We start from the raw sequence: 10,763 nt of genomic DNA on the forward strand, positions 1-10,763 counted from the left end.
CTTAGATATGATAAAAAGGATTGGTGCTGGCTTGACTGCCAATCACTTCGATTTCCCACGCTTCTTCAGACTTCCACTGATTGAGTTTTTCGACTAGTTTCGACACAAAGAGAACTTCGATATGGTGACCTGGATCCAAGGCAAGGAGACCATCGCTCAGCATGTCTTGAGCCGTGTGGTAGTAGATATCTCCTGTGATATAGACCTCTGCCCCCTTAGCAAGAGCATCCTTGTAAAAGGATTGGCCACTTCCGCCACAGATAGCGACGCGCTCAATCATCCGATCCAGGTCCGCCTGGTCATAACCAACCAAGCGTAAGGCATCTAAGCCAAAGGTTTCTTTTACCTTATGAGCCAACTGGCCAAAGGTTTGGGTGCGCACTTGACCGATCCGGCCGATTCCTAGACCTTCTCCTGTCATGCTGAGGGGCTTTGTATTTTCAATTTCTAAGAGCCGGCAGAACCAATCGTTCAATCCATCTGGAACAATATCAATATTGGTATGGCTGACATAGACCGCAATATCATGCTTGATCAAGTCAATGTAGATCTGATTTTGAGCCCGATCGGCAACCAGATCCTTAATAGGACGAAAAATGGGCGCATGTTTGACAATGATCAAGTCCACTCCATGATCAATGGCTTCTGCCACCGTCTGCTCCCGGATATCCAAGGCTACCATGACCTTCTTGATGTCTTTTTGCAGCGTCCCGACCTGTAGCCCACGGACATCTCCCTCCATGGAAAGTTCCTGGGGACAGTAGGCTTCATATCGTTTGATAACTTCACTTGCTAGCATTTAGGACCTCCTTGATTTGGGCGATGCGCTCTTCTAACGATGCTCTGGCGGACTGATTCTCAACTGGGACCTGCTCCAAGGCAAAGGCTAATTTCTCCACTTCCTTGGACCATTTTTGAACAAAGGCTGGAGCTTGTTCTATCATCAAATACGGACCAAAGCGCAATTCCTTAGCTGTCAACTCTTGAGAACCCTGTTCGACCACGAGGATCTCATAAAACTTCTCATTTTCTTCTAAGATAGCTTCATCAACAAGGCGGAAATCATGGTCTACTAACCAAGCCCGCAGTTCATCCTCCCGATTATTGGGCTGTAGGACCAAGCGGGAGACACCGGCTAATTTCTCAAGTCCAGCTGCTAAGATATCTGCAATCAAGCGCCCGCCCATTCCTGCAATAGTGATGCAGGAAATACTATCTGTTGGTTCAAATGCAGCCAAGCCATTAGCTAGGCGGACTTCAATCTTGTCCTCTAAACCATTATCGGCAACATTTTGGAGGGCAGACTGATAAGGTCCCTCAACCACTTCCCCTGCAATAGCAGCCTCAATCTTGCCTTCCTGTAAAAGAGCGATTGGGAGATAAGCGTGATCACTTCCCACATCTAACAGACGCGCTCCTTCTGGGACGAAGCTAGCCACCAAGTCCAAGCGATTTGATAATTTTGTAAATTCCATGTGCTACTTTCTAAACTTTTATTCCATCCTTAAGTATACCATGTTTGCACCATTAAAAAAAGGCGCGACGGCGCCTTTTCCTTATGCATCAATTTCTTTATATTCTACTTCCAAGCCACGTTGAACAGCTGGGCGATTAGCAATTTTCTCTGTCCAAGCTTGCAAATGCTTGTATTCCTTCACATCTAGGAAAATTCCAGCACGATCCCAGACCTTGTCTTGGGCTAGACGGCCATACCAGGACCAGATGGCAATATCCGCAATGGTATAGTCCTCCCCTGCGATATAAGGTTTGGTCGCCAATTCTTTGTCCAGTAGGTCCAATTGGCGTTTGGCTTCCATGGCAAAGCGGTTGATGGCATACTCGATTTTTTCAGGAGCGTAGTGGAAGAAATGGCCAAAGCCTCCCCCTAAGAAAGGTGCAGCCCCTGTCTGCCAGAAGAGCCAGTTAAGCACTTCGGTCCGTTTAGCAGGATCTGTCGGAATCAATTGTCCAAATTTCTCTGCTAGATACAAGAGAATATTGGCTGATTCAAAGACCCGAATAGCTTGGTCACCTGATTGATCCAACATGGCTGGAATTTTCGAGTTTGGATTGATGGCTACAAAGTCACTGCCGAATTGATCCCCATCACCAATCTTGATGCGATAAGCGTCATAGCCCGCATCCACACCCAACTCTTTTAGTTCTTCCAGCATAATAGTCACCTTGATTCCATTTGGGGTTGGAAGAGTATAGAGTTGGAAAGGCTGGTCGCCTTTTGGAAGGCTTTGTTCAAAGCGGGCACCTGCTGTTGGTTGGTTCAAGCTACCCCAGGCTCCACCCATTTGACTTGGCGCTTCCCATACTTCTGGTAATTGATAATCTGACATCTCTGTTCTCCTTTGTCTATGTTACTACTAGCATATCAAATCCTGCCTCTAGTTTCAAAAATCTACTACGCTAGCTTTACTTGACTTTTCTTGGCAAAATGATAGTATAGAAAAAATACATTTTAAGGAGAAAAATATGTCCACAATTGACTTTCATAGTTTGGCAAAGACAGAACTCCACTGCCACTTAGACGGTTCCTTGTCTCTTCCGACTATTCGCCAATTGGCAGCAATGGCCAATATTGACCTTCCTGCTAGCGATGAAGAGCTCAAGCACCATGTCACTGCCCCTGCCCACTGTGAGAATCTTTTGGACTATTTGGAGGCCTTTGACTACATTCGCCCTCTCCTTCAGACCAAGGAAGCCTTGACACTTGCTGCTTACGATGTCGCTAAGCAAGCGGCTCTGGAGAATGTCCTCTACATCGAGGTTCGTTTTGCCCCAGAATTGTCCATGAATCAAGGACTTACCGTCCCAGAAACTATCGATGCTGTCTGTGAAGGATTGCGCCAAGCCCAGGATGAATTTGGCATTACGGCCAAAGCCCTCGTTTGTGGCATGCGCCAGTCCGATCAAGAGCTCACCTCTAGCATCCTGGCAGAAGCCAACCAAGTCACTGATCAGGATTTTGTCGGCTTTGACTTCGCTGGAGATGAGCACCACTACCCTCCACAAGCCATTGAGGCCCTCATCCAACAGGTCAACAGTTACAACCGTCCCATGACCCTGCATGCAGGAGAATGCCACTGTCCAGCCAATGTCACTCAATCCATGGCCTATGGTATCAAACGAAATGGCCATGTGACCTTATTATCTTACGAACCAGAACTTCTAAAAGAGTTTGTGAAAAATGGGGTTACTGGTGAGCTCTGTTTGACCAGTAACCTTCAAACCAAGGCTGCTACCACTGTGGCAGACTTCCCTTACCTAAAGATGAAAGAAGCTCAGGCCCATATCAGTATCAACACCGATAACCGGACCGTATCTGATACGGATTTAACCAAGGAATACGAGCTCTACCACCACCACTTCCAAACGACGCCAGCTGATTTTTACCAGCACAATGTCAATGCCATCCAAGCTTCCTTTGCTAGCGACGAGGAAAAACAAAAACTCCTGACCAAACTAGAAGAAGCCTACGTAGACTATTTATAAACGAAAAAAACTAGCACTTTATGAGTGCTAGTTTTTTAATCTTTCCATAAATCCATGGCCTGTAAGAAATCATCTGAAACCGTAACATTTTCAGGCTGAAGGGCCTCCCGCTCTTGCTGTTTGATTTTTAATTGTGTCAAACTGGTAATGCCCTCCCGTCGCCAATTGCGCAGGATAGCCTGTATGTATTTCCAGTGAGGCTTGCCGTTAAAGACTGCTTCTCTCAAGGCAGCCTTCACAATATCAGGGTCTGTTTGGTCCTGTTTGACTGTCTGCGTCAAGTCTTCAATTTCAAAGGGAGTCAATAAACGGCCTAATTCCTGCTCAAAGGTTTTGACCAAATCAGCCAGCTCATTTTCTGCCTGCTTGTTTTGCCCACGCTGTGCTACTTCCGTCTTACTTTGAAGAAGGTCATCCAAGCGTTCGAGGGCAATGGTCGCATCAAAAAGAACTTCAATTTCCCCATCCAGCTCAATGGTTCGATACTGTAGCAAACCTTGATTGGTCAGGCGAGACATGGACTGGTTGACTTCTGTGACCGACTTGCCAATCGCATCTGCAATTTGATTCGGCGTGAGGCTGGATTGGTTGGTCGTATTCTGCAAATAAAAGAACTGCCAAACCAGAAAATCCTCTGCGTCTTTAAATAAGTGTTGATAATGGAAAAGTAAGGCACTTGGTAAGACCAAATTGCCTGACTTAAATGCTTGTGAATATGTCATACTACCCCTTTATAGGTAACCATAAAATGAAATATCTTTTTCTAACTCCTCCAAACGATAAGGAGTTTCTTGGTAAACTGCATAATTGATCCAATTGCTAAAGAAGTTGGCTGCCGCTAAGTTCCACCGCATCCGAGGGTCCCGACTGCTGTCATCCTGATCGTAATAATTTTTCGGAAGATCTGGATTCAAGCCCGCTTTCACATCCCGCTGGTATTCCTTGGCCAAGGTATCACGGTCATACTCCAGATGACCAAAACTATAGACCTCTCGAAGGTCTGGGCTGGCCAGAATAGATAGACCTACTTCACCGCCTTGAGCTAAGACTTGCAAGTTGCTCTTGTCTAGCACTTCTTTGAGGGGAACATCCGTATAACGTGAGTGAGGAGCCAGAAAAGCATCATCAAAACCACGCATCAATCGGTTCTGTGGATTCATGACTGTTTGCTCATAGATCCCTGATAGCTTGTCACAGAGAGCTACTTTTTCAATCCCATAGCGGTAATAGAGACCAGCTTGCGCACCCCAACAAAGATGCAAGGTTGAAAAAACATGGCGCTTCGACCAAGCAAAGACCTTTGTTAACTCCTCCCAGTAATCCACTTCCTCAAAAGCCAATTTCTCTACTGGAGCTCCCGTAATGATCAGGCCATCATAATAATTCTCTTTAATATCCTCGAAGGATTTGTAAAAGACTTCCATATGCTCTGCTGCTGTTGTCTTGGACTCATGGCTTGTCATATAGAGGAAATCCACATTGATCTGCAAGGGAGTATTGGCCAGGAGGCGTAACAGTTGAGTCTCAGTTGCTACCTTAGTCGGCATGAGATTCAAAATCAGAACATTCATCGGACGAATATCTTGGTGAGTTGCCCGAATATCATCCATAACAAAAATATTTTCTGAGCGAAGAATATCAACTGCTGGTAATTTCTTATCTAAGGTAATTGGCATAAAAAGCTCCCATCTTACAAGTTGTTACCTCTTATTATAAGACAGGAGCATATAGTTTTCAATTATGGTTTTTCTCTATCTAGATATAGCTCTAAACTATATTAGTAATGCATCAAGACCTTGTAATCGTAGTCTCCAATAGCTTCGCGGCCTTTGAGATCATCGAGCTCGATCAAGAAGGCACAACCTGCAACCACTCCACCGAGTTTTTCAATCATTTCGATGGTTGCTTTAACGGTACCGCCTGTTGCCAAGAGGTCATCGACGATGAGGACGCGTTGGCCTGGTTTGATAGCATCGGCGTGCATGGTCAAGGTATCCACACCGTATTCTTTTTCGTAGTCCGCTGAGATGACTTCACGTGGCAACTTACCAGGCTTCCGAACAGGTGCAAAACCAATTCCCAATTCAAAAGCGACCGGACATCCAACGATGAAACCACGCGCTTCAGGACCGACGATCATATCGATCTTCTTATCGGTTGCGTATTGAACGATTTCACGAATCGCGTAACTATAAGCATTGCCATCTGCCATCAAAGGGCTGATATCACGGAAGGTAATTCCTTCTTGTGGATAATTTTCAATGCTTGCAATGTAATCTTTTAAATTCATGGTTAACTTTCTTTCATAAAAAATTTTTACATTCCATTATACCATGAATTCTACTAACGTGCATCATTTTTTACTAAATCATTTTCCCAACCCTCTGTGACAAAAGCAAAATCCCACATCCGAAATAAGATGTGGGATTGGATTCCAAAAAACTTACTATTCTTCTAGCAATTCATTGTACTGGATTTTCATATCGCCTAAGTTCTTCAAGGAATAACGAGAACTTCCCCTTTTGAACCAAGTACCAAGGATGTATTGTTCGGCGACCTTCTTACTTTGGTTTCGAAGCCAAGTGCGATCTTTGCCGTAGGTGGATAGTTTCTGTAAAAAATCACTCCCCTCGACTGTTTGATCATCCTCATAAAGATAGACTTCCCTTTGGAGGAACACCTTATTTGTAGAATCGTACTCGAAGAACATCCGAACATATGCATTTTCGTTTAGCTGGTATTTATACCAATAAACCCATTCAGAACTATCTCGAAACATCATGACGGATAGCTCTTCTTGACCACCAACGATGTCATCTGAATAGGGATACATTTGAAATCCTTCATCTTCCTTCCAGATGCGATCCCTTCCGATCGTTTCTGTAAAGGGCCTAAACATCACATAGCGCATCCAGCCGCCATTTTCAGCGTAGTTGATCTCCTCCATGGGATTTCTCAAACTCCAGTAGATTCCCAACCAATAAAGTGCAACAAGCAGGAAAGGGCTGAGCCAGAAAAATATTTTCTTTTTGTTCATTAAATCGATTCCGTTAAATAGTCATAAATTTCTTGCACAGATCCTAAAGCCATGAGTTCCTGGTCTTTGACCGTCTGCACCAAGTCCTGATAGATGGAACTTGAGGTAATCTCTTTCTTCTCCGCTTCCTTGTTGACCGTCATGATGCCATTTTCAATCTGGACAAAGCCTAACTCTTGGAAGATTTGGATCATCTTGATTAACAAGATCTGTGGAATCTTGAGGTAGTCAGATAGTTGGCTGAGCTTATGGCGGATATCAAATTCAGGGAACTGATAAAGCGTTTTGTAGAGTTTAGCATACTGATCACGGCTACCGTAGCCGGTCAGATAATAGGCCTTGTCTAGGTGATTTTTAAAATAAACCGCTTGGAAGCTCTGTTCTTGGAAGAGAGTTTTCAAGTCAGCCAGGTCATCGGGTATGCGATCGATGACAATGGCAGGGGAATCTTCCCCTTCTTCCAACTGACTAAAGAGTGGGACGGCTTGTGGGAGAGGAGCATTCTTTCCTCGGATATTGTAGAGCTGTACTCCTTCTACACGGGCATCCACCACCATCAGTTGCAGGGTGGTCTGTCCATTCCACTGATTGACGGACAAGGATACCACCAACTCCAAGTTTTTCGCTTGGGAGTACTCCAATTCCAAATGGCCCTGGCCAAAAGCCACGACATCAAAGCGGGTATCGCCTTTTTGAATCTTCAACTTCAGATGGCTATTGCCAGCCCCCATGGTCCGACTAGACTCCACTTGGAAATCACGAATGTAAAAGACTGGCTTCTTATGGTCCATCCCAAAAGGAGCCAGACGGTCAAAACTCTTCAAGGTATCCAAGGTCAGCTCTTCTAGGTCCAATTCCTCATCAACAAAGAGGGTAGATTTGGCCGTCAGGTCAATCCCTTTTTCACGAATATAATCGGAAAAAATCTCGGTCAGACGAGGGAGCTTGTCCACTTCCAGAGTCATACCAGCTGCACCCGCATGACCTCCAAAGGCGATAAAGAGATCCCGATGGGGATCTAGGGCTTCAAAAATATGGACACTTTCGGGACTTCGCGCACTTCCCTTGGCCTTGCCTTGGTCTACGGTGAGGACGATGATGGGCTGATGGAGCTCTTCTAGCAGTCGACCGGCTACGATCCCTAAGACACCAGGATTCCAGCCTTCCTTGGCCAAAATTTGAACGGGAAGACTTGGGTCCACCATGGCTTTGGCCTCATCATAGATGGCTTGGACGATTTCCTTGCGCTCTTCATTCTTGGCTTGAATCATCAGCGCAATCTCCAACGCCTCTTCGTCGTCAAAGCCTGTCAAGAGTTCGACCGCTGGATTTGGGTCATCCAAGCGACCCAGCGCATTGAGACGAGGGGCAATCTGAAAACCAACCGTTTCTTCATTTACATCTTGAGGGGCGATGGAGGCCAGCTTGAGCATTTCCTGAAGGCCGATCCGTTGGGTTTGGCGAAGGACACCTAGGCCGTACTTGACCAGGATGCGGTTTTCGTCTGTCAGACTGACCATATCCGCAATGGTCCCAATGGCTACCAAATCAAGAAAATCTAGAGGCACCTCTTCTAAGAGAGCAGTCGCTAATTTAAAGGCAACACCACAGCCCGCTAAGTGTTTGAAAGGGTAATCGGCATCTGGATGCTCAGGATGAATGACAGCATAGGCATCGGGCAAGACTTCGGGCATGGCATGGTGGTCTGTCACAATGACATCTACCCCCATGCTTTGGGCCAAGTCAATGGCTTCGTGTCCAGCTACTCCATTATCCACCGTGATGATGAGGGAAATCCCCTGCTGTTCGATAAAGTACTTGTAGACACTGGCATTGGGACCATACCCATCTGTAAAACGATTAGGCAGATAGACCGCTACTTCCGCCCCCATCTGCTCCAGGGTTTCCTTCATGATAGAAGCAGCCGTCATACCGTCTGCATCATAATCTCCATAAACTAGGATCTGTTCATAATCTTCAATAGCTTGGCGGATCCGATCCACAGCCTTGTCCATATCGTGTAGCAGGTAGGGATCATGCAGATCTTCTAGCCGCGGTTCAAGAAAACGATCCAGCGCCTCTTCCGTCTGGATCCCTCGTTCTCCCAGTAACTTAGCTGCGGATGCTTCCAATCCTCTTTTCTTTGCTTGCGCCAAAAAAGTATCATCTGAAAAGGGCGCAGCAAACTGCCATTCATATTTTGACGTGATCATCTCGGTCCTTGTCTCCTGTTTTTTCTTATCAGCATATTATAACATGAAAGCCAGGAATCCAGAAAATGAAAGCTAGCTTTGAATCAGTAGGGGTAAAATCTTCTACCCCAGGTCTTAAAAATCAAGCTTAGCTCAGTTCCCAAACTGCGTCTGTTACAAGTCTTCTTCCAATCTTTTCAATCTTTTTAACCTACGAAAAGACCTACCAATAAGAAATCCTACTATTTTTTATTTTTTAGATACAAATTACTTGACACTGCAAAGGATTGTAATATAATATAAGAGGCTTAAAATTATAGGGAAACAAATCAATCGGTTTTTCAGCTGTATTGCTTTGAAATCCTGAACTTTATGGCCCTTGGAGTTATTAATTCTGTGTGTGGAAAGGACAATCAGTTTTTTATTTTAAGCTGTCACAGTCGACTTCCGCTTTTCTCTAGCTACAACGATGGTCTCTACCATTCAGTCCTAGCAGAAAAACCGTCATAAACATCTAACCGACTCCTTGTCGGTATAGAACTGGACACGCTTAAAATGTGTGGAAAAAAGTGATCTACTTCCAAACCAGGAAAAAGGAATGGAGGAACAAGTGAAAACTTTCTATAAAAAATTATTCGCGTTTGTAGCAATGATTAGTGTAGTTGCTCTTGGCTTGTCAATCATCAAGCCAGTTTCTGCAGCAACTGTTACACCAACCATTACAAACCTTAAAGCAGATACATCTGGTCAAAAGGTTAATTTTTCTTTTGATTGGGACTTAACAGGTATTTCTGTTAAGGAAGGTGATACGTTTACTATCGACGCTCCTGAAGGTGTCAATATCACCAAACTTGCAACAGAGTCACTTCAAGCCAACGGTGCTGAAGTAGCTACCTTGTCGATGACAGACAAGAAGATTACTTTTACCTTTAAAAAAGCAATCGAATCCATGAACCAAAACGTTAAGGGTGGTTTCTCATACCAAGCAGTGTGGGATAGCACTCCAGGAAATCCTGGAAACAAGACCGCCACTTCTAAAGTCGGTTCAGAATCTGTCATCATCACTCGTCCTGATGGACCTGGCGTATTTGAATCTGTTTTGAACAAGTACAACCTTGATGGTTCCTACACAACAAAAACATTCAAATTAGACGCTTCTGAAAACTATGCCTGGATGAATGTTGGAGATGACTACTACCTTACAAAATGGTTTATCCGTATCAACGGAGATGGTAAGAAACAAGCCATCACTAACCCAGTTGTGTCAGATCGTATCCAAGCTCCAGCAGTAGATTATTCAAAAATCACTTTCGCTCCAGCTGCGAAGCACGAAGCAAGTGAATTCTTCGTGGGAACTTACTTGAAACCATCCTTCACATTAAGAAAAGGTGGTCAAGTGGTTGCTTCAGGATGGGACTTCTGGCAACATGTGAAATTCGATGCAGACGGTAACGGATTTACTGTGAACTTATCAGATGTCAGTGATGTCTTCAAAACTGCTACAGACGAAGAATTAATCATTGAATACCAAACATTAATTCCTAAGACTACCATTCGCGTAGACAACAACTCTACCTTGAAAGCTGACGAAATCACAACACCTCAAACAGACCCAGCATTCTGGAACAATACAGAGTTGAAATTCTGGGTATCTGGTGACACAACTGTGACCGTTCAGAAAGAATGGGTTGGCGATGAAGAAGCTGACCGTAAAGATATCACTGTTCAATTGTATGCTGACGGCAAAGCTTTAGAAGGAATGACACAAACTCTTACAAAAGCTTCTGGTTGGCAAGCAGCATTTACGAAATTGCCAGGTATCAAAGACGGTAAGAAGATTGAGTACTCAGTAGTGGAAACAAACACACCTGAAGGTTACACTTCTAAAGTTGAAAAAATTGATGATGCAAACGTGATTAAGGTCGTCAACACATCAAACAAACCAACTACAACGACTACAACAACCACTACTACGACAACTACTACGCCTGAAACTCCTGCTACAACTGTTTCATCAGAGGAGCCTAAGA

At 44.6% G+C, this 10,763-nt stretch carries 10 protein-coding genes; 2 read left to right on the forward strand and 8 right to left on the reverse strand.

Going from position 1 to position 10,763, the window contains the following annotated elements:
* Position 1: 1 nt before the first annotated feature.
* The 3 genes from ABT997_RS03120 to yghU all read right to left on the reverse strand — a co-directional run bounded on the left by ABT997_RS03120 (position 2) and on the right by yghU (position 2,348).
* Positions 2 to 799, reverse strand: a complete 798-nt coding sequence (locus tag ABT997_RS03120) for a Nif3-like dinuclear metal center hexameric protein (RefSeq protein ID WP_006596507.1) — start codon at positions 797 to 799, stop codon at positions 2 to 4.
* On the reverse strand, positions 786 to 1,475 hold the full coding sequence (locus ABT997_RS03125; protein ID WP_350018709.1) for a tRNA (adenine(22)-N(1))-methyltransferase: 690 nt from the start codon (positions 1,473 to 1,475) through the stop codon (positions 786 to 788). The genes ABT997_RS03120 and ABT997_RS03125 overlap by 14 nt, the downstream gene beginning before the upstream one ends.
* Before the next feature lie 81 nt (positions 1,476 to 1,556).
* Positions 1,557 to 2,348 carry a glutathione-dependent disulfide-bond oxidoreductase gene (yghU, locus tag ABT997_RS03130; RefSeq protein WP_350018710.1) on the reverse strand — a complete coding sequence of 264 codons (792 nt, stop codon included), beginning with the start codon at positions 2,346 to 2,348 and terminating at the stop codon, positions 1,557 to 1,559.
* A 136-nt stretch (positions 2,349 to 2,484) separates the two neighbouring features.
* Between yghU and add the strand changes: the two genes are divergently transcribed.
* Complete coding sequence (gene add, locus ABT997_RS03135; RefSeq protein WP_350018711.1) at positions 2,485 to 3,504, forward strand: adenosine deaminase; 1,020 nt, start codon at positions 2,485 to 2,487, stop codon at positions 3,502 to 3,504.
* Positions 3,505 to 3,539: 35 nt separating this feature from the next.
* On the opposite strand, the gene ABT997_RS03140 is transcribed toward add, so the two are convergent.
* From ABT997_RS03140 to recJ, 5 genes are all read right to left on the reverse strand, one after another.
* The gene (locus tag ABT997_RS03140) at positions 3,540 to 4,226 is read right to left on the reverse strand and encodes a DnaD domain-containing protein (protein ID WP_350018712.1); all 687 of its coding nucleotides are present in this window, start codon (positions 4,224 to 4,226) and stop codon (positions 3,540 to 3,542) included.
* Between the two features lie 9 nt (positions 4,227 to 4,235).
* On the reverse strand, positions 4,236 to 5,180 hold the full coding sequence (metA, locus tag ABT997_RS03145; RefSeq protein WP_006596512.1) for a homoserine O-acetyltransferase MetA: 945 nt from the start codon (positions 5,178 to 5,180) through the stop codon (positions 4,236 to 4,238).
* A 101-nt stretch (positions 5,181 to 5,281) separates the two neighbouring features.
* Positions 5,282 to 5,794: an adenine phosphoribosyltransferase gene (locus ABT997_RS03150; RefSeq protein ID WP_003002788.1), complete on the reverse strand. Its 513-nt coding sequence runs from the start codon at positions 5,792 to 5,794 to the stop codon at positions 5,282 to 5,284.
* 156 nt (positions 5,795 to 5,950) lie between these two features.
* Complete coding sequence (locus ABT997_RS03155) at positions 5,951 to 6,541, reverse strand: TipC family immunity protein (RefSeq protein WP_350018713.1); 591 nt, start codon at positions 6,539 to 6,541, stop codon at positions 5,951 to 5,953.
* Complete coding sequence (recJ, locus tag ABT997_RS03160; protein WP_350018714.1) at positions 6,541 to 8,754, reverse strand: single-stranded-DNA-specific exonuclease RecJ; 2,214 nt, start codon at positions 8,752 to 8,754, stop codon at positions 6,541 to 6,543. Before recJ ends, ABT997_RS03155 begins: the two co-directional genes overlap by 1 nt.
* Before the next feature lie 577 nt (positions 8,755 to 9,331).
* Between recJ and ABT997_RS03165 the strand changes: the two genes are divergently transcribed.
* Positions 9,332 to 10,763, forward strand: a 1,432-nt coding sequence (locus ABT997_RS03165) for a Cna B-type domain-containing protein (RefSeq protein ID WP_350018715.1), incomplete at its 3' end; no start/stop codon positions are given.

The sequence above is a fragment of the Streptococcus australis genome (assembly GCF_040226615.1).
GTDB lineage: Bacteria > Bacillota > Bacilli > Lactobacillales > Streptococcaceae > Streptococcus > Streptococcus australis_E.

What these genes read in the sequence shown, in the direction of transcription:
- ABT997_RS03120 (WP_006596507.1), bottom strand. Translation starts at nt 799, where the DNA reads ATGCTAGCAAGTGAAGTTATCAAACGATATGAAGCCTACTGTCCCCAG.
- ABT997_RS03125 (WP_350018709.1), bottom strand. Translation starts at nt 1,475, where the DNA reads ATGGAATTTACAAAATTATCAAATCGCTTGGACTTGGTGGCTAGCTTC.
- yghU (WP_350018710.1), bottom strand. Translation starts at nt 2,348, where the DNA reads ATGTCAGATTATCAATTACCAGAAGTATGGGAAGCGCCAAGTCAAATG.
- add (WP_350018711.1), top strand. Translation starts at nt 2,485, where the DNA reads ATGTCCACAATTGACTTTCATAGTTTGGCAAAGACAGAACTCCACTGC.
- ABT997_RS03140 (WP_350018712.1), bottom strand. Translation starts at nt 4,226, where the DNA reads ATGACATATTCACAAGCATTTAAGTCAGGCAATTTGGTCTTACCAAGT.
- metA (WP_006596512.1), bottom strand. Translation starts at nt 5,180, where the DNA reads ATGCCAATTACCTTAGATAAGAAATTACCAGCAGTTGATATTCTTCGC.
- ABT997_RS03150 (WP_003002788.1), bottom strand. Translation starts at nt 5,794, where the DNA reads ATGAATTTAAAAGATTACATTGCAAGCATTGAAAATTATCCACAAGAA.
- ABT997_RS03155 (WP_350018713.1), bottom strand. Translation starts at nt 6,541, where the DNA reads ATGAACAAAAAGAAAATATTTTTCTGGCTCAGCCCTTTCCTGCTTGTT.
- recJ (WP_350018714.1), bottom strand. Translation starts at nt 8,754, where the DNA reads ATGATCACGTCAAAATATGAATGGCAGTTTGCTGCGCCCTTTTCAGAT.